The 22188-nt window shown below is 68.2% G+C and carries 19 protein-coding genes; 1 reads left to right on the forward strand and 18 read right to left on the reverse strand.

Annotated features, from left to right (window positions below):
* Nucleotides 1-5: 5 nt before the first annotated feature.
* From ACQEU8_RS19670 to ACQEU8_RS19755, 18 genes are all read right to left on the reverse strand, one after another.
* On the reverse strand, nt 6-1196 hold the full coding sequence (locus ACQEU8_RS19670; RefSeq protein ID WP_433102829.1) for an NAD(P)/FAD-dependent oxidoreductase: 1191 nt from the start codon (nt 1194-1196) through the stop codon (nt 6-8).
* An 861-nt stretch (nt 1197-2057) separates the two neighbouring features.
* A complete protein-coding gene (locus ACQEU8_RS19675) occupies nt 2058-2660 on the reverse strand; it encodes a DUF7691 family protein (protein WP_433102831.1) in 603 nt (200 codons plus the stop codon).
* 55 nt (nt 2661-2715) lie between these two features.
* On the reverse strand, nt 2716-2955 hold the full coding sequence (locus ACQEU8_RS19680) for a hypothetical protein (RefSeq protein ID WP_433102833.1): 240 nt from the start codon (nt 2953-2955) through the stop codon (nt 2716-2718).
* The gene (locus ACQEU8_RS19685) at nt 2952-4007 is read right to left on the reverse strand and encodes a hypothetical protein (protein WP_433102835.1); all 1056 of its coding nucleotides are present in this window, start codon (nt 4005-4007) and stop codon (nt 2952-2954) included. The genes ACQEU8_RS19680 and ACQEU8_RS19685 overlap by 4 nt, the downstream gene beginning before the upstream one ends.
* A 2-nt stretch (nt 4008-4009) precedes the next feature.
* Nucleotides 4010-4453, reverse strand: coding sequence for a hypothetical protein (locus ACQEU8_RS19690; protein ID WP_433102837.1), 444 nt, complete (start codon nt 4451-4453; stop codon nt 4010-4012).
* A gap of 185 nt (nt 4454-4638) precedes the next feature.
* A complete protein-coding gene (locus ACQEU8_RS19695; RefSeq protein WP_433102839.1) occupies nt 4639-5136 on the reverse strand; it encodes a hypothetical protein in 498 nt (165 codons plus the stop codon).
* Nucleotides 5137-5761: 625 nt separating this feature from the next.
* The gene (locus ACQEU8_RS19700; protein WP_433102841.1) at nt 5762-6322 is read right to left on the reverse strand and encodes a hypothetical protein; all 561 of its coding nucleotides are present in this window, start codon (nt 6320-6322) and stop codon (nt 5762-5764) included.
* Between the two features lie 63 nt (nt 6323-6385).
* Nucleotides 6386-8926 (reverse strand): ATP-binding protein, encoded by a 2541-nt coding sequence (locus tag ACQEU8_RS19705; RefSeq protein ID WP_433102843.1) that lies wholly within the window; start codon nt 8924-8926, stop codon nt 6386-6388.
* A gap of 65 nt (nt 8927-8991) precedes the next feature.
* Nucleotides 8992-9675, reverse strand: coding sequence for a response regulator (locus ACQEU8_RS19710; RefSeq protein WP_433102845.1), 684 nt, complete (start codon nt 9673-9675; stop codon nt 8992-8994).
* Between the two features lie 121 nt (nt 9676-9796).
* Nucleotides 9797-10465, reverse strand: a complete 669-nt coding sequence (locus ACQEU8_RS19715) for a potassium-transporting ATPase subunit C (protein WP_433102847.1) — start codon at nt 10463-10465, stop codon at nt 9797-9799.
* Nucleotides 10466-10470: 5 nt separating this feature from the next.
* Nucleotides 10471-12639 carry a potassium-transporting ATPase subunit KdpB gene (gene kdpB, locus ACQEU8_RS19720; protein WP_433102849.1) on the reverse strand — a complete coding sequence of 723 codons (2169 nt, stop codon included), beginning with the start codon at nt 12637-12639 and terminating at the stop codon, nt 10471-10473.
* Entirely contained in the window at nt 12636-14300 is a 1665-nt protein-coding gene (gene kdpA, locus ACQEU8_RS19725) for a potassium-transporting ATPase subunit KdpA (protein ID WP_433108576.1), read from the reverse strand. Before kdpA ends, kdpB begins: the two co-directional genes overlap by 4 nt.
* Before the next feature lie 32 nt (nt 14301-14332).
* Nucleotides 14333-14422, reverse strand: coding sequence for a K(+)-transporting ATPase subunit F (gene kdpF / locus ACQEU8_RS19730; protein WP_190123518.1), 90 nt, complete (start codon nt 14420-14422; stop codon nt 14333-14335).
* Nucleotides 14423-15003: 581 nt separating this feature from the next.
* Nucleotides 15004-15546, reverse strand: coding sequence for a DUF1707 SHOCT-like domain-containing protein (locus tag ACQEU8_RS19735; RefSeq protein WP_433102851.1), 543 nt, complete (start codon nt 15544-15546; stop codon nt 15004-15006).
* A 263-nt stretch (nt 15547-15809) separates the two neighbouring features.
* Nucleotides 15810-16070 carry a hypothetical protein gene (locus ACQEU8_RS19740; RefSeq protein WP_433102853.1) on the reverse strand — a complete coding sequence of 87 codons (261 nt, stop codon included), beginning with the start codon at nt 16068-16070 and terminating at the stop codon, nt 15810-15812.
* Nucleotides 16071-16284: 214 nt separating this feature from the next.
* Complete coding sequence (locus tag ACQEU8_RS19745) at nt 16285-18369, reverse strand: iron ABC transporter permease (protein WP_433102855.1); 2085 nt, start codon at nt 18367-18369, stop codon at nt 16285-16287.
* 4 nt (nt 18370-18373) lie between these two features.
* On the reverse strand, nt 18374-19354 hold the full coding sequence (locus tag ACQEU8_RS19750; protein ID WP_433102857.1) for an iron-siderophore ABC transporter substrate-binding protein: 981 nt from the start codon (nt 19352-19354) through the stop codon (nt 18374-18376).
* Nucleotides 19351-20211 (reverse strand): ABC transporter ATP-binding protein, encoded by an 861-nt coding sequence (locus tag ACQEU8_RS19755; protein WP_433102859.1) that lies wholly within the window; start codon nt 20209-20211, stop codon nt 19351-19353. Before ACQEU8_RS19755 ends, ACQEU8_RS19750 begins: the two co-directional genes overlap by 4 nt.
* Before the next feature lie 197 nt (nt 20212-20408).
* Here ACQEU8_RS19755 and ACQEU8_RS19760 point away from each other — a divergent pair, with 197 nt between their 5' ends.
* Nucleotides 20409-22133, forward strand: a complete 1725-nt coding sequence (locus ACQEU8_RS19760) for an ABC transporter ATP-binding protein (protein ID WP_433102861.1) — start codon at nt 20409-20411, stop codon at nt 22131-22133.
* The last annotated feature ends 55 nt before the right edge of the window (nt 22134-22188 follow it).

Here is a 22188-nt window from a genome sequence, read left to right on the forward strand (position 1 = left end):
ACAGCCTATGCGGCGACCCTCGCACCGGCCCGGTCGGGCGCGGTGGTCAGGCGGTGCTTGCGCTTCGGCACCCCGAAGGTCGGGTGGGCGATGCCCCACGCGGCCCCCTTGAGTACGCCCGACTTGAGCCGCGCGGCCGTCCGGCCGCCCAGGTACCAGGACTTCGAGCGGACGTCCCCGTCCACCATCTGGAAGATCGCGTCCCGCCGCCCGAGGCTGATGTGGTTGCCGTAGTACTTCAGCCCGGTGGCCGGAACCTTGTTGCCCGTCAGGCGCGCGATGATGGCGGCGGTCGCCTGCATGTTGGTGAGGCCTGCCGAGGCGCAGGACATCGGCAGCGGCCGGCCGTTCTCGCCGATCGCGTAGGCGGAGTCACCGGCGGCGTAGACGTCCGGGTGCGAGACCGAGCGCATGGTGCGGTCGACGACGATCTGGCCGGTATCGGCGACCTCCAGGCCGCTGGCGGCCGCGATGGGGTGCACGGCGAACCCGGCCGACCACACGGTCACATCGGCCGGGATGGACGTACCGTCGGCGGCGATCGCCCGCGTCGGCTCGACGGCTTCGATGCGGGTGTGCTCGTGGACGGTGATGCCGAACCGGTCGAACGCTTGGCGCAGGTGACGGCGGGCCTTCGGGGAGAGCCAGTCGCCCAGCTCGCCGCGGGCGGCGAGCGCGACCGAGAGGTCGGGCCGGGACTCGGCGAACTCGGTGGCGGTCTCGATGCCGGTCAGCCCCTCACCGACGACCAGCACGGTGCCGCCCTCGCCCAGGCCGGCCAAGCGCTCGCGCAGACGCAGCGCCGAGGCTCTGCCGGTCACATCGAAGGCGTACTCGGCCACGCCGGGGACGCCATGGTGGGCGACGGAGCTGCCGAGCGCGTAGAGAAGCGTGTCGTACGCGAGCTCGCCATCCCCGTCCTCGCCGGTCACCGCGACGGTCCTACGCTCGGGGTCGACGCCGGTGACCCGCGCCAGGCGCAGCCGCACCCCGGTGCCCGCGAAGATGTCGGCCAGCTTGCGGAACGCGATGTCCTGGCCGGCCGCGAGCTGGTGGAGCCGCATCCGCTCAACGAAGTCGGGCACGGCGTTGACAACGGTGATCTCGGTGTCGGCGGGTGAGAGCCGGCGGGCCAGGTTCCCGGCCGCGAAGGCCCCGGCATATCCGGCGCCGAGTACGACGATGCGGTGCTTCATGGCATTGCTCCTGTCTCGTTCGCGTGCCCCTTGAACGAGACGGCGCCCTGGTTGCTGACAGGAGTTGGGTGTGACGCGGGTCACCACGGAGCTAGGACGAGAGGCCGAGTCTCCACAGACCCGATGCCCGAACGAGTGCGGCGGCGACCGGTGCTCTGACAGGCACCAGCGAACTGCTGGCGCGTACGAGAACCATCCCGTCCAGGGCAACCACAAAGGCTCACCTGCGCGTCCTAGTTGAGCCGTCCGGCTCGGTGTTGTCGGCGGCAGCGATTCCGATGACTGCGAAAGGTGCACATGTTCTCTAGCGTTCTTGGTCGTGGGGCATTGGCTGGGGCTGTGGCAGGGGTGGCTCTGCTGGCGACCGTCCCGGTGGCTTCTGCGGCGGCTCAACGCTGTAGCGCCTGGGGACCAGGTGATGCGGACACCATGAAGGTGTGTGCTTCTGCCTCTGGCGGAAAGGTTCACGGCAAGGGCTACACCAGGGGTTCGGCAAATGGTGCAGTGGTGTGGATCGAGGCAGTCAACACGTCCACCGGTAAGAAGTACGGCGTTCACGTGGGGAAGACTCTGTCCAAGAAGGTGCCGCGGGGTCGCTATGAAGTGACCTTCTACCGTGGCGATGGGCAGGGCGCCGTCCACAGCCCTGCCGTGAGGGTCTGAGTCTGATTCGTGCTGACGGTGGGTCGTTGGCGGATTGATGACGACGATCCACCGCTCAGCTCAATATCCCCCGCAGTGCGAGTTGGGCGACAGTGCTCCTCGCGTGCGGGCGTCGGCCCGCCTCGTTCTGGGCGCTCACATGGGGAGCCAGGTGAGCAGGGCGGCGACTGTACGGCGCCGCCCTGGCCCCGTCAGTAGTCAGTAGTTGAAGCCCGCGATGCCGAAGCCCTCCCTGTTCTGCGCCTCGCGGAACCATCCGACGCAGCTCTCGATCGCCTCCAGGACCTCGTGGTCAACGGCCTGGCGCTGGTCCGGTGTGGTGCTCTCCCACTGCGCCAGCGCCTCCCGGCACTCCTCGGGGCTCCACTCGCCGTACGCCGGCGCCCATTCGGGCTGCGGCAGCGGCGAGGGCGGAGAGCCGTACGCGAAATCGGTCAGCTCGACCGCCTTGATGCCGAGCTGAGCGAGCCCGGCGTCGACATCCTCCAGCCAACTGCCCCGGTACGGCGAGAACTCGTTGTTGAACAGTGCCTTGCCGTAGAACTCGCAGACCAACTGGTAGGCGTATCCGTACTGGAAGCCGTACCGGTCATCAAAGGGACCACCCTCGATCACCGCGCGCAGCGCCTCGTAACGGCTGGGCGCGCCCTGCTCGATCTCGTGGGCGAACTGCCCATCAGCGGAGGCTATCTGCCGCTTGAACCGACCGCCGATCATCCGCCGCAGCTTCTCGTCGTTGGAGCCGATCGCACCCCGTACGACACTCAAGTCCACCAGATACACACTCAATCCCATACTCATGCCGGGGATCCTAACCAGCCGCACTGACACCACAGGACGCGCCGCAACTGGAGTGCTAGCGGCGGTGTCCGTACTCGCAGACGCATGAGATCACCGCACCCAGCGCGAGCAGGCCGACGGGGAGGGGCAGCAGAGCCTTCAACGGGTCGGTGGCCAGAGCGCGCAGCGTGTAGGTGAAGGACGTAACGGCAATTGTGGCGCTCAGGACGAGAATGCGGTGGCCGCGTGGGCGTACGAGGTGGAGAAGGTGGCGGCCGATATTCCGTCGACGTGGACGGCGGTGTTCGGGGGTCATGAGTAGGGGGTGGAATTGAGCTGGCCGGGAGCGAGGACTCGGCTGTGCTTCTTCTTCTCCTCGGGGTCGCTCGCGGGGTCGTTGGCGTAGTCGATGCCGGTGGCCACCAGGGAGGCGGGCAGCCCGAACACCTTGGAGCCGACCTTGCCGAGGCCGCTGAGTACGTTGCCCGTGGTGGTCAGCGGGCCAGGCGCGCGGTGCGCTCCGCTGCCGCCGCCGTGTTTGGCCAGCCCCTTGCTGCCCTCTCCGGCGAGAAACGCCGGGAGACCGCCGAGGAAGTAGTCGGGCGCCTTGTTGAGCGCGCTCTTGTCGCCGCCGGGAATTTCCGCGTATCCGGCGCCGCCCTTGACAAGAGAGGCACCGCTGTTGATCCACGATCGGTAGCTCAGGAAAGAGACGGCGTCCTTGGCCGGGCCGGGCAGGGGAATGCTGTCGGGGCGGGTGTACTCGGAGACCGCGTCCTCGGTTTCGCCGATCGCCCGGATCTCGTCCATGGAAACGTAGCGCTTGTGGCCGAAGTTGTGCGGATCGCCACCGTGACACTTCCTCAACGCTACGGTGATGGAGGTGTCCAGTTCCGCCGCTTCGCGCAGCAGCGCATTGGCCCGGTCCTCGATCCTGTCCTTTTCCCTGATGTCGGCCTCGGAGCGTTTCCCTTCTTCTCCGGCCACACAGGGGAAGCTGCAGGTGACGGTTCCGTCACGGTTGCCGAGGATGATGACATCGGCCTTCTTGGCGTCGATGTCGCGCAGGTTCGTCAACTCCGCCTTGAGCCAACCGAGGTCGGTGCAGGCGGTGTCGAGGACCAGCTGGATACTGCTCGCTTCCTTGAGCACACCCGCGAATTCGTCCGCCGTCACGCGGACGAAGCTCCGCGTGACATCGGCGTTCACACCTGCCCAGCGGGCCTGCTCCGAGCGCCGCTTCATACCGTCGCGCGCTTCGCCGACCAGCGGTTCCAGGTTGCGGACCACAGCCTTCCAGTCGGCGACGGCCTGTTGGAGAGCAGAGAGGTCCAGCTGAAGGAGGGCGTCCCAGGTGGGTTTCCCCATGGTCAGGCGCCGCCTATGCAGTCGTAGATCTTCGACGTCGAGAGCCGTTTCCCCTGGATCTGCCGCATCGAGTCCATGACGTCAACCTCGTCCCTCGCGTGCGCCTTCTTCGTGTAGTCCAGGTGGTCGGCTATCCGGGCGCAGGCCTGGAGAAGAGTGTTCAGCTGGGAATCCCAGATCCGTAGCGTGGTCCGTATCTGGTCGCCCATGTCGAAGTCTCCCCGCGCCAGTTCGTTCGCGGCCCGCTCGCAGGCGCTCTTTCCTTCCTTGTCGAGCCCCTTTCCCCTGATGTCGGCGCCTGATTTCAACTTGCGGTACAGCGTGTAGGCGTCGCTGCCGACCTTTCCCAAATCGTCTTGGCGCACCACCAACCCGGGGCGGTATCCCGTACCGAGTCCCGCCGTCGCGGATTCCTTGCTGCGCGCCCACTCGTCCTGGAACGACATGCCGGCTACGCTACTCGCCCGCCGGGCGCGGAAGTGGGATACGAAGGCGACGCTGATTCTCTTTTGATGGCTCCTTAGCGAACGCTACTTCAGCGAAACCGCCTCCGGAATTCCGCCATCCGCCATGGGGCGTAGCGGCGCGCCAACGGGCCCGAGAGTTCGTCGACTGCGTCTGCTCTGTCTGCTCAGGATTTTGACGGTTTGATACCAGGGCCCCACCGGAGGCCCCAGCCGTAGAGCCGGTCGATGTCGGACTGGAAGCCGAGTATGTAGCGGCCCTCGTGGCGTACCACCAGCTCGTCCTTGCGGTGCTCGATGAGGGCCACTGTGCAGGAACAGGCGTGTGGAGATTGCTCGTCGAGGCTGACCGTGAGCCACGGGCCGGTGTTCGGCACAAGGGTGACGACCGCCTGGGCACGGGCGAAAGCAGGCGTGTTGTCAGCGCAGAAGACGAAGAACAGCAGCCGCTTGATCTCATCCTTCCGGTCGAGGTTGACGTAGACCGTCTCCCCGGAAGGTGAGCCGAACCGGTCGTCCCCGCTGAGTTTCACGAACGGCGGGGAGTTCAGGGATCCGTAGAGGGCGCCGAGCGGCTGGACCACGCCTTTGGTGCCGTCGGTCAGCTCATACATGCAGCCCAGGTCGAGGTCGATGGATGCGATACCGCGCGTATGCGTCGGCACAGGTTCTGGTTTCAGCGCACGCAGCGGGTGACCGAGCACTCGGCTGACAGGGCGGCGGCCGGGCAGTTCGGGGGTGTGCGGCCGCCAGGAAAGGTTGACCCGTAAAGTGCCGGTGTCGCCTCCGTTACGACTCAGGGAGACCGTTGGGCGGCGTTTGGTGAGCTGCACAGCATATGGCGGGCTGCCAGGGGCGGTGAATCTCCGTGTGTGGTAGCTCTCCCGCCAGTTCTCCCACAAGGACACCATTTCTCATCTCCTCGGAACCTCAGCTCCGGGCGCATGCCCCCGCATTGCCGCGCCACTGCGTTGCCGCATTGCGGCGTTCTCGCGTTGCCCCCTCGTCGCGCTCTCGCGTCAGAACTTGTCCGGATACTTTCGCGCCAAGAGGAGATAGCCGATCAGACAAGCGGCCAGAATCAACCCCGCGATATTTCCTTCTGCCATTCCACTCAGCCCCTCCAACGACGGCGTGTTCGGTTCCAGCTGAACCGGCGCACGGGGCGGAGCACATCCGGCTTGACGTCTTGCTGTCGTCGGCGAGCCGGACTTTGACGGGTCTCTGACGAAGCGAGGTTCCGAAGGCGGTACAAGCTGTGCGGGGTTGCTCAGAGCAGTGCGGGGTGGCTCAGTGCAGTCCTGAGACCTTGAAGACGGTGTGTGCTGTTTCCCGGTCGATGGCTCGGGCCATTTTCCGGAGTGCGGTCGTTCCGTTCCGCAGCGTTCCCCGTTCCGCGCAGTAGCGGACGTCCGCGTCCAGCAGGCGCCACAGAGGAGGGTTCGCCGTGAGCACCTTGGGGTCGATCTCGACGCGTACGCCGTCCGCGTCCCGGAGTACCAGGCGTTCGCACACTCCGGTGGACCAGTACGCGGCCACGAGTCGATCGGTGCGTACCCGCCGCTCGCGCAGCAGCCCGCGTGAGCTGAGCCACCCCGGGCCCGCGGAGAGTCTCGCCGGCATCAGGACGACGAACAGGAGCGAGGCCAGGGCTGACCAGATCCCCGCGCGCCACGGGGTGAGCGTTTCACTGATGGCGTCGACCGACAGGAGCAGGCCGAGGAGCGACGCTGCGCACATCACTGCGTACCGGGCACCCGCGGCCCAGGCGGTGTCGTACACCTGGCCATCGAGTCTCTCGCCGCGGTGGGCTTCGCTTCCAGGAGCAGCCCCCGCGGAATTTCCTTTCATGGCAGGGACGGTAATGACCGGCTGTCGCGGGTCAGGTGACTTTGACAGTGCGTTTACGGCGGATCAGTGATTTTTGACACCCGCCTGACGGATTTCCGGGCCGGGTCCGGTCGCGGTCTTGAGGGTGAGGACCATGGTCAGGCCGCCACCCGGGGTGTCCTCCGCCGTGATGGTGCCGCCCATGACCTCGACGAAGCCGCGGGCCACGGCGAGACCGAGGCCGACTCCGGCGCCGCGCGGTGCGTCGCCGTAGCGTTGGAACGGGGCGAAGATGCGCTGCTTCACCTCTTCGGGTACGCCGGGGCCGCGGTCGATGACCCGGATTTCGACGCGGGAGCCCAGGGCGCTGGCCGAGACGATCACCGGTTCTGCTTCGGGGCTGTACTTGACGGCGTTCTCCACGACGTTGGCGACGGCCCGCTCCAGCAGCCCCTTGTCGACCTCGGCCATGGGCAGGGTCTCCGGGATGTCGAGTTCGACGCTGCCGTCGGGTACGCCGCCCAGTGCCATGGGGACGACTTCGTCGAGATCGACGGGGCGTATCAGGGGGGTGACGGTGCCGGTCTGGAGCCGGGACATGTCCAGCAGGTTGCCGACCAGTTGGTCGAGACGGTCCGCGCCTTCCTCGATGCCTTGGAGCAGTTCGGCCTGGTCTTCCTCGGTCCACTCGACGTCGTCGGACCGCAGGGAAGAGACGGCGGCTTTGATGCCCGCGAGGGGCGTACGGAGATCGTGGCTGACGGCGGCGAGCAGTGAGGTGCGGATCCTGTTTCCCTCAGCGAGTCTGCGGGCTTCCTCGGCCTGGCCGAGGAGGCGCTGGCGGTCCAGGACGACGGCAGCCTGGGCTGCGAAAGCGCCGAGTATCCGGCGGTCCTCGGCGGGCAGTGCGCGTCCGGAGAGGGCGAGCGCCATGTGGTCGTTGACGGGCATGTCGACGTCCGCGTCCTCCGGGCGTGTCACGGGTGCCGGCCCGACGCTGCCGGCGCAGGTCCAGGCGTCGACGTCGCTGTCGCGCTCCAGCAGCGCCACCGACTCCATGGAGAACGTCTCGCGAACCCGTTCCAACAGGGCGTCCAGGGTGGTCTCGCCGCGCAGGACGCTGCCTGCCAGGAAGGAGAGCACCTCGGATTCGGCACGCAGCCGGGCCGCCAGATGAGTACGGCGGGCCGCGAGGTCCACCACCGAGGCGACAGAGGCGGCGACCGCGAAGAAGACAGCGATGGCCAGGACGTTTCTGGGGTCCGAGATGGTGAGCGCGTGCAGAGGCGGGGTGAAGTACCAGTTGAGCAGCAGCGATCCGGTGGCGGCCGAGGCCAGGGAGGGGAGCAGCCCGCCGAGCAGCGCTGCTGCCACCGTCAGGGAGAGAAACAGCAGCATGTCGTTGGCGAGGCCGATCTCCGGGACCACGCCGTCGAGGAGGTAGGTCAGCAGGACGGGCCCGGCGACGCCGACGAGCCAGCCCCAGGCGAGGCGGGAGCGGCCCAGGCGGGCGCGTCCGGCGATCGGAAGACCACGCCCCTTGGCGGCCTCGTCGTGCGTGACGATATGAACGTCCAGGTCGGGGCCGGATTCACGGGCGACAGTGGAACTGACACCAGGACCCAGAAGGTACTGCCACGATCGGCGACGGCTGACTCCCAGGACGATCTGGGTGGCGTTGACACCCCGCGCGAACTCCAGCAGCGCGTCGGACACATCGTCGCCGACGACCTGGTGGAAGGTGCCGCCGAGTTCTTCGACGAGGGCACGCTGGGCGGCGAGTTCCTTGGGCGAGGCGGAGGTGAGGCCGTCGCTGCGGGCTATGTAGACGGCGAGCACCTCGCCGCCCGCGCCCTTCTCCGCCAGCCGGACGGCACGCCGGATGAGCGTACGGCCCTCGGGGCCACCGGTGAGACCTACGACGATGCGCTCGCGGGAGCCCCAGATGGTCGAGACGCGGTGCTCGGTCCGGTACTCCTGGAGGTACTCGTCGACCCGGTCGGCCGTCCACAGCAGGGCCAGTTCGCGCAGAGCCGTGAGGTTGCCGGGACGGAAGTAGTTGGAGAGGGCCGCATCGACCTTTTCCGGTCTGTAGATGTTGCCGTGGGCCATCCGGCGACGCAGTGCCTGTGGCGACATGTCGACCAGTTCTATCTGGTCGGCCCGGCGGACGATCTCGTCGGGCACTGTCTCCCGCTGGCGGACGCCGGTTATCGACTCCACGACATCACCCAGCGACTCCAGATGCTGGATGTTGACCGTTGTGATGACGTCTATGCCGGCGTTGAGCAGTTCCTCCACGTCTTGCCAGCGCTTGGCGTTGCGGGAGCCGGGCACGTTGGTGTGCGGGAGCTCGTCCACCAGCGCGACGGCGGGACGGCGCTCCAGCACCGCGTCGACGTCCATTTCCGTGAAGACCGTGCCGCGGTACGTCAACTCCCGGCGCGGGACGTGCTCCAGCCCGTGCAGCATCACCTCGGTCCGCGGCCGGTCGTGGTGCTCCACGAAGGCCACTACACAGTCCGTGCCCCGCTCCACCCGTCGGTGGCCCTCGGAAAGCATCGCGTAGGTCTTTCCGACGCCCGGTGCGGCACCAAGGTATATACGTAGTTTTCCGCGTCCCATGAGTCGACTTTACGGTGGGGTGGTGAGGTCGGATTCCTGCTTTTTCATGTCTCTCCTTTGGGCTTTCACGTCTCGAAGCGGTATCCCATGCCGGCTTCGGTGGTGAGATAGCGGGGGTGGGAGGGATCCCGCTCGAGTTTGCGGCGCAGCTGTGCCATGTAGACCCGGAGGTAGTTCTTTCTGTCGCTGTAGGCCGGGCCCCAGACTTGCTTGAGGAGCTGCCGCTGGGTGACGAGGCGGCCCTGGTTGCTGAGCAGTATTTCCAGAATGTGCCACTCGGTGGGGGTCAGTCGTATCGGACTGCCGCCGCGGGTGGCCTTCTTGGCGGCCAGGTCGATGGAAAAGTCGTCGGTGGTGACGACGAGTGCGTCGGGTATCGGCAGCGCGGTCTCCGTCCTGCGTACGGCCGCGCGCAGCCGGGCCAGCAGTTCCTCCATGCTGAACGGCTTGGTGAGGAAGTCGTCGGCGCCCGCGTCGAACGCCGCGATCTTGTCCTGGGTGCCGTGGCGGGCGGAGACCACGATGATCGGTGCCTGGGTCCAGCCCCGCAGACCTCTGACCACGTCGACGCCGTCCATGTCGGGCAGGCCGAGATCGAGCAGTATGGCGTCCGGCCTGTGGGTGACCGCGAGCCGGAGCGCGGTGGCTCCGTCGGGTGCGGCGTCCGCTCCGTACTTGCGTGCTCGCAGGCTGAGTACGAGAGCCCGGACGAGCTGTGCGTCGTCCTCCACCACCAACACCCGCGTCATCGGTGTGCGGCCTTCCTGTCCGATATCCCGGCAGAGTGGTTGTTGCGGTCGACGTGTCGGGAGCCGACGGGCTGCGGCGCTTTTGCGGCCCGTCGGTTCCCGGCTTCCGCGGGTAACGCCATCAGTTCTTCTCGGCCAGTTCTTTGAGCGCGATGTTGAGCTTGAGGACGTTGACCCGTGGCTCTCCCATGAATCCGAGGATCCGGCCGTCGGTGTGCTTCTTGACCAGTTCCTCCACTTGTCCGACGCGCAGGTGGTTCTTCTCGGCGACGCGGTGGACCTGGAGTTCGGCGTACCCGAGCGAGATGTGCGGGTCGAGGCCGGAGCCGGAGGAAGTGACGGCATCGGCCGGTACATCCGAGGATTTGACCTTGTAGTCGGCGGTGCTGTTGTCCTCGACCACGGCAGCCTTGGCGTCGGTGACCCACTTCAGCAGTTCCTTGTTGTCTCCGGAGCGGTTGGTCGCACCGGAGAGGAGGAGCTTGTACTGGGTGTTGACGGTGTTTTCGCCGAGGCCGTTGGACGGCCGGGGCTGGAACCATTTCAGGTCGGGCGCTGCAGTTTCCTCGCCCTTTTTCAGGGGCAAGTCGTAGCGCTGGCCGATGAGTTCGGAGCCGACGACTTTGCCCTCGCTCCTGATCTCGGAGCCGTTGGCTTTGTCGTGGAAGAGGCCCTGTGCGACGCCGGTGACGGCGAGCGGGTAGAGCACGCCGCAGACCAGAGTCAGGATGACCAGGGCGCGCAGGCCGGCGCCGAGCAGCCGCGTGGTGCTTCGTACGGAGGTGTTCATGGTCGTCACCCGATGCCAGGGATGAGGGAGATGAGCAGGTCGATGAGTTTGATGCCGAGGAACGGTGCCACCAGGCCGCCGAGGCCGTAGATCCCGAGGTTGCGGCGCAGCATCCGGTCGGCGCTCATGGGCCGGTACTGGACGCCCTTGAGGGCGAGGGGTACCAGGGCGACGATGATCAGCGCGTTGAAGATGACGGCGGAGAGGATGGCGGACTCGGGCGAGGCCAGGCTCATGAGGTTGAGCTTGTCCAGGCCCGGATAGGCGACGGCGAACATCGCGGGGATGATCGCGAAGTACTTCGCGACGTCGTTGGCGATGGAGAAGGTCGTCAGGGCTCCCCGGGTGATGAGGAGCTGCTTGCCGATCTCGACGATCTCGATGAGCTTGGTCGGGTTGGAGTCCAGGTCCACCATGTTCCCGGCCTCCTTGGCGGCCGAGGTACCGGTGTTCATGGCCACGCCGACGTCCGCCTGAGCGAGCGCGGGTGCGTCGTTGGTGCCGTCACCCGTCATCGCGACCAGCTTGCCGCCGGCCTGCTCCCGCTTGATGAGCGCCATCTTGTCCTCGGGCGTGGCCTCGGCGAGGAAGTCGTCGACGCCTGCCTCCTCGGCGATGGCCCGGGCGGTGAGCGGGTTGTCACCGGTGATCATGACGGTCTTGATGCCCATCCGGCGCAGCTCCTCGAACCGCTCCCGCATGCCCTCCTTGACCACGTCCTTGAGGTGGATGACGCCCAGGATCCGGGCGCCCTTGTCGTCCTCGACGGCGACCAGGAGCGGGGTGCCGCCCGCCTCGGAGATGGCGTTCGCGGTGGCGTCGGCGTCGTCGACCACCTGCCCGCCGCGCTCCTTGACCCAGGTGAGCACCGAACCGCTCGCGCCCTTGCGGACCTTGCGGGCCGCGCCGTCCTCGGTGAGGTCGACGCCGCTCATCCGGGTCTGCGCTGTGAACGGCACCCACTCGGCGTGCTCCAGCTCGCCGGCGTGCCGCTCGCGCAACCCGTACTTCTCCTTCGCCAGGACGACGATCGAGCGGCCCTCGGGTGTCTCGTCCGCCAGCGAGGACAGCTGCGCGGCGTCCGCCAGCTCGGCGGCCGTCCTGCCCTTGACGGGAACGAACTCGGCGGCCTGGCGATTGCCGAGGGTGATGGTGCCGGTCTTGTCGAGCAGCAGCGTCGAGACGTCACCGGCGGCCTCGACCGCGCGGCCGGACATCGCCAGGACGTTGCGCTGTACGAGCCGGTCCATTCCGGCGATGCCGATCGCGGACAGCAGCGCCCCGATGGTGGTCGGGATCAGGCAGACCAGCAGCGCGGTCAGCACGATCAGCGAGGTCTGGTCATCGGCGCCCGCGTAGATCGCGAACGGCTTCAGCGTCACGACCGCCAGCAGGAACACAATCGTCAGCGAGGCGAGCAGAATGTTCAGCGCGATCTCGTTGGGCGTCTTCTGCCGGGCCGCGCCCTCGACCAGGTTGATCATCCGGTCGATGAACGACTCGCCGGGCTTCGTCGTGATCTTGACGACGATCCGGTCGGAGAGCACCTTCGTACCGCCGGTGACGGCGCTGCGGTCGCCGCCGGACTCCCGGATGACGGGAGCGGATTCGCCGGTGATCGCCGACTCGTCGACACTCGCGACGCCCTCGACGACGTCACCGTCGCCGGGGATGATGTCGCCCGCCTCGCAGACGACGAGATCGCCGACGCGCAGTTCGGTGCCGGGCAGCTGCTCCTCGGTCTCGCCGTCCTTCGAGAGGCGCCGGGCGACCGTGTCCGTCTTGGCCTTGCGCAGCGTGTCGGCCTGGGCCTTGCCGCGTCCTTCGGCCACGGCCTCCGCCAGATTGGCGAAGAGCGTGGTCAGCCACAGCCAGCCGGTGATCGCCCAGCCGAACCAGTCCCCCGGGCCCTTGACCGCCAGGGCCGTGGTGACGACCGAACCGACCAGCACCACGAACATCACCGGGGACTTGACCATCACCCGGGGGTCCAGCTTGCGGAAGGCGTCTGGCAGCGAGGTGAGCAGTTGCCGGGGATTGAACAGCCCTCCCCCGACACGCCCTTCGGTCTTGTGGCCGGTGGGCACGTCCTGGTGCGGCGCTCGGGTCGGGGTGGCGGCGTCCGAGGGGGACATAGCGCCTGGCTCCTCATGTTTCTTGACGTTCGTTGTCATGCCGCCAGCCCTTCAGCGAGCGGGCCCAGCGCCAGCGCCGGGAAGTAGGTCAGTCCGGTGATGATCAGGATGACGCCGACCAACAGGCCTGTGAACAGCGGCTTGTCGGTCCGCAGGGTGCCTGCCGTGGCCGGGACGGGTTTCTGCTCGGCGAGCGAGCCCGCCAGCGCCAGGACGAACACCATCGGTACGAACCGGCCGAGCAGCATCGCCAGTCCGATGGTGGTGTTGAACCACTGGGTGTCGGCGTTCAGTCCGGCGAAGGCGGAGCCGTTGTTGTTGGCTCCGGAGGTGTAGGCGTACAGGATCTCGGAGAAGCCGTGCGCGCCACTGTTGGTCATCGAGTTCGCCGGGGTGTCCAGGGCCATCGCCGCCGCGGTGAAGCCGAGGACCAGCGCCGGGGTGACGAGGATGTAGCAGGCCGCCAGCTTGATCTCGCGGGTGGAGATCTTCTTGCCGAGGTACTCGGGGGTGCGGCCGACCATCAGGCCCGCGATGAACACCGCGATGATCGCCATGATCAGCATGCCGTACAGCCCCGAGCCGACACCGCCTGGCGCGATCTCGCCCAGCTGCATGCCCAGCATGGTGATGCCGCCGCCGAGGCCCGTGTACGAGGAGTGGAAGGAGTCGACCGCGCCCGTCGAGGTCAGCGTCGTGGAGACGGCGAAGATCGACGATGCGCCGATCCCGAACCGTGTCTCCTTGCCCTCCATGGCTCCTCCGGCCACCTCGAAGGCCGGGCCGTGGTGCGCGAACTCGGTGCTCCACATGAGCACGATGAAACCGATCCAGATGGTCACCATCGTGGCCAGAATCGCGTATCCCTGCCTGAGGCTGCCGACCATGCGGCCGAACGTGCGCGTCAGAGCGAAGGGGATCAGCAGGATCAGGAAGATCTCGAAGAGGTTGGTGAATCCGTTGGGGTTCTCGAAGGGATGGGCGGAGTTGGCGTTGAAGTAGCCGCCGCCGTTGGTGCCCAGTTCCTTGATGACTTCCTGGGAGGCGACAGCGCCTCCGTTCCACTGCTGCGAGCCGCCGAGGAACTGGCCGACCTCGTGGATGCCGGAGAAGTTCTGGATGGCGCCGCAGGCGACCAGCACGATGGCGCCGATCACGGATATCGGCAGCAGGATCCGGACCACACCCCGGACCAAGTCGGCCCAGAAGTTGCCGAGTTCACCGGTGCGGGACCTGGCGAGTCCTCGTACGAGGGCCACCGCGACAGCGATACCGACGGCGGCGGAGACGAAGTTCTGCACCGCCAGCCCGGCGGTCTGTACGACGTGGCCCATGGCCTGTTCGCCGTAGTAGGACTGCCAGTTGGTGTTCGAGACGAAGGACGCGGCGGTGTTGAACGCCTGGTCAGGGTCGATCGAGGAGAAGCCCAGCGAGCCGGGCAGCGAGCCCTGGACGCGCTGGAGCAGATACAGGAAGAGAACACTGATCGCGGAGAAGGCCAGGACACCGCGCAGATAGGCGGGCCAGCGCATCTCGGCGTCCGGGTTGGCGCCGATGGCCTTGTACATCCACCTCTCGACCCTCAGGTGGCGGTCGGAGGAGTAGACGCCGGCCATGTAGTCGCCGAGCGGCCGGTAGGCCAGGGTGAGGGCGCCGATCAGTGCGACGAGCTGGAGTACAGCGGCGAGGGCAGGGCTCATGCTGTCCGCTGCGGCAGCAGCAATGGTCACCGTCAGAACCTCTCGGGGTACACGAGGGCGAGGACGAGATAGCCCAGCAGGGCGACGGCCACGATTAGGCCGACTACGTTTTCGGCGGTCACAGCTTCGCCACACCCTTGGCGATGAACGCCACCAGCGCGAAGACCGCGATCGTGGTGACGACGAAGGCCACGTCGGCCATCGGTTCTCCTGATAAGAGGTTCGGGTTGAGATGGACCCCTCGAGGAAAGCGCCTTTTCGGCCAGCTGCGTCTTCCGTTGACAGCTCTCTTACGGCCGCAAGCCCCCCTTTGACGCTTCCCTAACATTTCTCCCGCGCGACCGGCCCTGACCTGCGGCAACGCTGCTGTGGCCGGCTGACTCCGTCAGCGCGACGGCTCGCCGCGGCGGACCGAGCCGGGCGCCCTGGCGGCCGGATGGTCGGCGCGGGCGGAAGAGGTGGTGACCTTGACCACGACACGAGCCTAGGCAGGCTCCAAGGCCGCCGGCTGGGGTGTTACGCCGAGCGGTGGAGCCGCTTGGGGGCCGATGTCGTGCGGTGATCGGGGCGGCGGCCCGGGGCCCACAGCGCGCGTTGCCGGTGATCGCCCAACTGGCGACCCGATGCCGATCACAGCATCAGCGGGCGAGCGGGACGAAGACGTTGACGAGCAGATGGTCCTGGTGCCGGATGGGACGGGGTCTCAACGCCGTGCGTGGCGGATCTTCAGCCGTCCGAACCCCATGGTCCCGGAGATCCGGATCCTCGGCCCGCCGGGTCGAGAGGGCTGCCGGGCCTTGTAGAGCGTGTCCTTCCACCCGGTGTGCAGAGCCTCGGCGTCGACGATCGCGTCGCGGGGCACCGTGATCTTGCCGCTGCCGGTGCCGAGTTGGAGCTCGATGTCGACTACCGGATGCTCGATGACGGCCCGGGACAGGTCCAGGTGCACACTTCCGTATGCAGACTCGACCTTGAGGATGCGAGGTACCCGCCATGCACCGCGCCGCCGGATCCGTCCGCCGGCGGCGGCAATCGTGGACGTGGTGCCCGCATCTTCCTCCGGGAGCGAACCCAGAGCCGACTTGAGCTCGCTGCGCGTCTTGGCAGTGAGCACCTGGTCGAGGCGTCCGTCCATCTCCTCGTGCGAGATGTGCCCTTCGGCATACGCCTCCCGCAGGCGCTGCACGGCCGTCTCGCGGTCGTCTTCACTGATCAGCGACGGCGGGTCTTCCGACAGAGAGGTCACCGTCTCACTGTAGAGCCTGTCTGGGGGTCCCCCGGCCGAAGGCTGGGGGAGGATCATGGTGGCTTCGGAAGGCTGGGGGAAGAAGTCCCGGTCCACCACGTGCGCTTGGCCCGGTACCGAGGAAGCGCACGCATGCGCCGAGCCGCGCGATCAGTCGAATCGGGCGGCGAAGCGCCGCCGCAGGTCGGTGTAGTCCTCCGCGGGGAAGATCCCGGGAAAGGGGCCCAGCCGCACCAACTGCTGGTCCCACCCCTCGACCTCATTCATGTCCATGCCCCTGGCCAACCGAAGGGGATCAAATCGGGTGGATGCTTCAGTACCGCGGTGAACAGATCGGTGATGCGGAACTCGCCGCCCAGCTCCGGCAGACCCGCGCCGGGCGCACTCCACCAATGGTTGGCGAGCTCGCTGATGCGTGGGCTGTTCACGCATAGTCCGGAGCTGAGCACCACGCCGTCCCACTCGGGCAGGTAGCCGAACAGCGCCGGGGTCTTCTCGAAGATCTCGCCCAGCGCGCCGGTCAACGACCGGTCCACCGCCAGATGTGGGCAGTCCTGCGGCTCCTGCTGGGACTTGAGCAGCCGTTGCTCGATCGGAGTGGGGGCACCGCATGGGCCGACCCTAGCCAGGCGGCGCCGTCCTCGCCCACGATCTGCGGATCGATGATCTCCACAACTGGGACATGGTGTGCAGCTCGGCTACGAATACTCCCAAGCCCGCTCGGGTGCCGACCGCCTGCTACTGGCGGCTGCGGATGAGCAGATGGAGGAAGTACGGGGTGCCGATGACAGCGGTCATCAGGCCGGCGCCGAGCTGGGCCGGGGCGATCACGGTTCGGCCCACCAGGTCGGCGGTGCAGACGAGGGTGGCGCCGAGGAGCATCGCGACGGGAACCACTCGGGCGTGCTGCCGGCCCACGAGGGCACGGGCGGCGTGCGGTGCCATGAGTCCCACAAAGCCGATCGTGCCGGCGGCGGCCACGGCGGTGGCGGTGAGCAGGACGCTCAGGGCGAGGAAGCCGAGGCGCCCGCGTTCCAGGTGCAGCCCGAGGAGCTTGGGGGTGTCCTCGTCGAGTGACACCAGGTCGAGTTCCGTGCGCCGAGTGACCGCGACGAGTACGCCCCCGGTGAGTACGGCGGCGAGGGGCAGCACGTCGGGCAGGGTCCGGCCATAGGTGGAACCCGACAGCCAGGTGAGCGCCTTCGTCGCGTTGAACGGGTCGGTGAGGATGATGAGCAGGCTGATCACGGCAGTTGTCCCGGTGGCGACGCCGAAACCGACGAGCACGAGTCGGTTCTGCTGGAAGCCGCTCCGCGCGGCGAGCCCGAAGACGAGGACGGAACTGAGCGCGGCACCCGCGAAAGCGCCGCCCGCCAGGCTCCACGATCCGGCCATGGGTACCGTCGTCACGAGGAGCACGGCGCCGAGCGCGGCGCCCCCGGAGACGCCCAGAGTGCCGGGTTCCGCGAGGGGGTTGCGGGTCACGGCCTGGACGAGTGTCCCGGCGAGAGCGAGTGCCGCGCCCGCGAGGAGGGCGGCGAGGACCCGGGGTACCCGGGTGTCGAGGGTGAAGGTGATGGCCTGGCCGGCCCTGCCCTGTGCCCAGTTCAGCACGTCGCCCAGCAGCAGCTTGGCGTCTCCCAGCAGGACGGAGGCGATGGCCACGCCGACGACTGCGGCCGTCAGCAGGGCTGTGGTGGTGAGGAAGACGGCCCGGCTCCTGATGCGCAGCCGTGCAGTGGCGGCCGTTCCGGCGGAGTCCCCCACCCGCGTGGCCATGACGATGACGAAGGCGGCACCGACCAGGCTGGTGACGACGCCGGTCGGCACGGTGACGGCGACATCGGCGGGGACGACGGCGCGCAGTAGCACGTCCGAGCCGAGGACCAGCGCAGCGCCGATGATTCCCGCGGTCGGAACGCTGCCGCGGGTGCGGCCGAGTGCGCGGAACCGGCGGGCCAGTGGGCGGACGAGAGCGGGGGCGCACAGGCCGACGAAGCCGATCGGTCCGGTCAGGGTGACGGCAGCCGCGGAGAGGAGAGCCGCGATCACGACTGCGGTGAGGCGGGTGGAGCGGACCGGGACGCCGAGTCCACGGGCGGCATCGTCGCCGAGAGCCAGGGGGTCGACCCTACGGGCGAGGAGCAGCAGCCCGGCAACGCCGGCGACGCCGATCGGCGCCATCTGCAGCACGCCGTCGAAGCCGTTCTGGGCGATGCTGCCCTGGTTCCACTCGTAGACGCCCTCGGTCTCCTGGGGGAACAGCAGAAGCAGCCCCTCGGTGACGGCGGTGAGGCCGAGGGTGAGGGCGCTGCCTGCGAGAACGAGCCGTACGGTGCCCGCACCCGGGCCGGACAGCCCGAGCACGACCGCTGCCGCCGCGAGGCCGCCGGCGAACGCGATACCGGAAGAGGCGAACAGCGGAAGCGAGACACCGGTGGCGGTGGCCAGCCCGAGGGCCAGGTAGGAGCCCGCGTTCACGGCGAGGGTGTCGGGCGATGCGAGCACATTGCGGCACACCGCCTGCAGGGCGGCGCCCGCTGCGCCGAGCACGGTTCCGACGAGCAGCCCGGCCGCCGCCCTCGGCAGCCGCGAGGCGATGACGACGGACGCGTCGGTCGGGTCGGCCCGGCCGGTGAGCGCCTTCCAGACCTCGGCGGCGCCCACGGCGGCCGTGCCCTGCGTGAGGTCTACGAGGGCGAGGACAGCGACCAGCAGGGCCAGCGCGGCCGTCACCGCGGCCGTGCCCGTCCGGGACGTGGCCGCGGGCGGGGACGTGGCCGCAGACGGACGGGTGTCGGGAGTTGTCGCGGTGACGGCCATGGCGCTACTTCGTCAGCTCTGCGACAGCGGCATCGATGTACTGGTTCATCGACTCGGGGCCGCCGAACATCCAGATGCCGTCGGGCAGTCGGTGGACGTTGCCCTTCTTCACGAACGGCAGCGAGGTCCACACCTTGTCCTTGGCCAGGGGGCCGGTGAACGGCGTGCTGCTCTTGTCCTTGTCGTTGCCGATGTAGGCGAACTGGACATCGTCGTCCAGCTTGGTGAGCCCTTCGACATCGGTGGAGCCGAGGCCGTAGACCTTGTCGCCCTTGACCTTCCAGTTGTTCTTCAGGCCGAGCTTCTTGTTGATGGCCCCGATGAGCGAGCCGCTGGTGAATGGCCTGATCGAGACCTTCTTGGAGACGACGTATCCGTCGGCGAAAGCGAAGTTCGCACCGTCGAGATCTGCGTCGGCGAGTTCTCTACGGCCTTCGGCGATCTTCGCGTTGAACTCCTTCTTCAGCTTCGTGGCCTGCTTCGTGGTGCCCGTGGCCTTGGCGATGAGGTCCAGGTTCCCGGTCATCTGACCGACCGGGTCGGCGGCGTCTGCGGTGCGCACGTTCAGGACCGGGGCGACCTTGCGCAACTGTTTGACAGCGCCCGGCTTGAGGTCGGTGGTGGCGACGATGAGGTCCGGCTTCAGGGAGGCGATGGTGTCCATGCTCGGCTCACCACGGGTGCCGATGTCCTTGGGCTTGTTCTTGAGCGGGGCGGCTGTGTCCCAGGTCTGGTAGCCCTTGACGTCGGCGACGCCTACAGGGTCGACGCCCAGGGAGACCAGGTTCTCGACGACGTTCCACTCGGTTCCGACGACTTTCTTCGCCGGACCGTCGAGTTCGACCTTCTCACCCGAGGCGTCGGTGAGGGTGATGTGCTTGCCGGATTTCTTGTCGTTGTCGGCGGCCGGCTCGGTCGTCCCGCAAGCGGTCAGGGAGAGGGCCGCGGCGGTGGCGGCGGCCACGGTGAGCAGGAGGCGTCTCATGGGGCGGTACTGAGCCTTTCGCTTCGGGTGTGGTGTCGGCCGATCGCGCGGGTGCGCAACCGACCCGTGAGGGGGTCGGTATCGACTTCGATGCGGATGCCGTACGTGTCGGTCAGCCGCTGCGGTGTCAAGACGTCTTCGGGGAGTCCGTCGGCGACGATCCGTCCGGCGTGCAGCAGCGCGATCCGGTTGGCGACGGCCGCGGCCTGGTCGAGGTCGTGCAGGACGGCACCGACGGCGATCCCGTGGTCGTCCGCCAGGTCGCGTATGAGGTCGAGGAGTTCGACCTGGTACCGCAGGTCGAGATAGGTCGTCGGCTCGTCGAGGAGCAGGACACCGGTCTCCTGAGCGAGGCAGCCGGCGAGCCAGACCCGCTGGAGCTGGCCTCCGGAGAGATGTTCGGCACCCCGTTCGGCGAGCTCCACGATGCCCGTCATGGCCAGCGCGCGGTCCACCGCCGCCCGGCCGCCCGGGTCCGACCTGCCCCAGCGGCCCCGGTACGGATAGCGGCCGAACTCGACGACCTCCCGTACGGTCAGCCCGCTGGGAGTGGGCCGCCCTTGGGTCAGCAGGGCGACCCGGCGGGAGAACTCACGGGTGGTCAGAGCAAGGCCGTCGGTATCGGTGTCGATGATCAACGTGGCGGTCCTGGGCCGCTGCAGACGGGCGAGCGTGCGCAGCAGCGTCGACTTCCCGCTGCCGTTCGGTCCCACCAGAACGGTCACTTCGCCGGGCCGCAGCGTCAACGACGTGTCATGGACGACGTCGACGCCTTCGTAGGCGACGGTGACACCTGTGGCCGAAAGTTCATGACCGCGGGGCCGTCGAGGCGCGGAGGTCTGTTCACCGACATTCACGCTGGGAAGGTTAGCCTAACCTAATCCGACCTGGAAGAGTGGGGTCGGCAACCGGACACAAGACGAAATCTCGCCAAGGTTGGCAACGCCTTCCGAGTCGGACGGCATCGACTCTTGCCCCGCTACTCCCTCCCGCCTCCGACGAACATTAGGTTAGCCTTACCTCCACTTTTGGTCTTCGGGGGAAGCGAGCGACGATGAAGGCACAGCGCAGCGACCGGCGCGTGCTGCTGCGCGTTCTCGCGGGCGAGCGCCGTGACCTTGTGGTCGGCTGCTGGCTCGGCGCCTTCCATCAGATCGGCGAAGCCCTCATCCCGGTGCTGATCGGTTTCGTCGTCGACGGCGCCCTTGTGCACCCCGACGGGGCGACGCTGGCCCGCTGGGTCCTCGTGCTCGCTGCCGTTTACGTCGTTCTCTCCGGCAGCTTCCAGCTCGGCGCCCGCGCTGGTGAACGGGCCTCCGAACGGGCCGGGCACGCGCTGCGCATGCGGCTGATCGAGCGGGTGCTGGCCCCGAACGGCGGCGCGTCAACCGGCCGTCCGCCCGGGGTGCTGGTCACCGTCGCGACGGAGGACGCACGCCGTGCGGGCAACATCGCCATGGCGGTGACGCTCGGTTTCTCCGCCGTCATCGGGCTCGCGGCCGGAGCCGTCCTGCTGCTACGCGCTTCCGTCCCGCTCGGGCTGCTGATCCTGCTGGGCACCCCCGTGCTGATGGCGCTCGGCCAACTACTGGCCCGCCCCCTGATACATCTCAGCCACGCCGAGCAGGAGCGCGCGGCCCACGCTTCGGGGGTCGCCGCCGACCTTGTCGCGGGCCTCCGTGTGCTGCAAGGGCTACGGGCCCAGCGCGCGGCCTCCGAACGCTACCACCGCACCAGCCGTGCGGCGCTCGACGCAACTGTGCGCGCGGCGCGGGCCGAAGCCGTGCAGACGGGCCTGATGCAGGCACTGACCGGAGTGTTCATCGCCTGCGTCGCGTTGGTCGGCTCACGCCTTGTGCTCGACGGCCGGATCGGCCTCGGTGAACTGGTGGCCGCCGTGGGTCTCGCACTGTTCCTGCCGGGACCCTTGCAGGTCATCGCCTGGGCCACTGCCGAGTCCGCCCGCGCCCGGGCCTCGGCGGCGCGGATCGCCGAGGTACTGGACGCGCCGGGCGACATCTCCGCGAATCCCGGCAGTCCCGCGCCCATCGGCACCCCGAACGGCGATGCGGCGGCAACCGGGCGGCTGCGGCTGCGCGGGCTCACGCATGAAGGTCTGCAAGGGATCGAACTGTGCGTGGAACCGGGCGAGTTGCTCGGAATCGTCGTCACCGACCCCGCGCACGCCGAGGTGCTGGTGCGGTGTCTGAGCCGCCGTACCGACCCCGCCGCCGGCAGCGTCGAACTCGACGGCGTGCCGCTGTCCGAACTGTCCGTGCGCACGGTGCGCTCAGCAGTGCTGGTCGCCGAGCACAACGCCGTACTGTTCTCCGGTTCGCTGCGCGACAACGTCGCCGCCTCCAGCGCCCCCGCAGGCGAAGGCATCGACCTGGGCGCCGCGCTGTCGGCGGCAGGCGCCGACGAGGTCGCCGCCTCGCTGGACAGCGGCATGGACACACCCGTCGGCGAGCGCGGCAGGGCGCTGTCGGGAGGCCAGCGCCAGCGGGTCGCGTTGGCGCGCGCCCTGGCGGCCGACCGCGATGTGCTCGTCGTCCACGACCCCACGACCGCCATCGACGCGGTGACCGAGTCCCGGATCGCCACCGGTGTCCGGGACATCCGGCGCGGGCGTACCACCGTGCTGATCACCAGCAGTCCCACGTTGCTGGCCGTCACGGACCGCGTCGCGCTCATCGACGGCGGGCGCCTTGCCGACACCGCGCGCCACGAGGAACTGGTGCGCCGCAGCACCGTCTACAGAAGGGCGGTACTCGCGTGAGTACGACTTCCCGCCTCGACAACAGCGGGATATCCGGCGAACGCTGCACGCCGGA

This window comes from Streptomyces sp. CA-250714 (assembly GCF_050936705.1).
Lineage (GTDB): Bacteria > Actinomycetota > Actinomycetes > Streptomycetales > Streptomycetaceae > Streptomyces.